Here is a 639-nt window from a genome sequence, read left to right as displayed (position 1 = left end):
GTTACAGACTTCTCGGAAGAGGCAACTGCCGATTCTGGAAGCGACAACAGCTGGATGAAGAAACTCCAGCGGAACCCGAAGTCTGGTGAGCTTATCGGAAACCTGCACAACCTTCTTCTCATCATGAAGAACGACCCGTACATGAAGAATATTGTCTTCAACCAGCTGGCAGACGGCATGGAAATCGCCGGGGATGTCCCGTGGAAGCATCCAGGTCGCTACTGGCGGGACGCGGATGATGCGCAGCTTATCTGTTACATCGATGAGCACTATGGCACCTTTTCACAGCGGAACTTTGACCTTGCTGTTACAAAGGCGGCGGACGACAGGAGCTATCACCCGATCCGGGATTATTTCAAAAAGCTCCCCAAGTGGGACGGGGTTCCCAGAGTGGAGACACTCCTGATCGATTACCTCGGGGCTGAGGATAACGCATATGTTCAAGCTGTCACGAGAAAAGAGCTCTGTGCAGCACTTCGGAGAATCAAGGACCCTGGTGCGAAGTTCGACAATATGATCGTCCTGAACGGACCGCAGGGAATTGGCAAGAGCACCCTCATCTCGAAGCTCGGGATGGAGTGGTTCTCGGATTCTCTCAGTATGTCGGACATGAACGACAAGACGGCTGCTGAGAAGCTG

1 protein-coding gene is annotated in these 639 nt (G+C 53.1%); it reads left to right on the top strand.

The features are described 5' to 3' along the window. A partial coding sequence (locus tag ACTQ52_RS12340) for a VapE domain-containing protein (RefSeq protein ID WP_441982791.1) occupies positions 1–639 on the top strand: 639 nt, incomplete at both ends.

It is taken from the genome of Oribacterium sp. Sow4_G1_1 (assembly GCF_052116105.1).
Taxonomy (GTDB): Bacteria; Bacillota; Clostridia; order Lachnospirales; family Lachnospiraceae; genus Oribacterium.
Note: the sequence above shows the minus strand (reverse complement) of the source record. Positions and strands in the feature narration are given on the sequence as shown.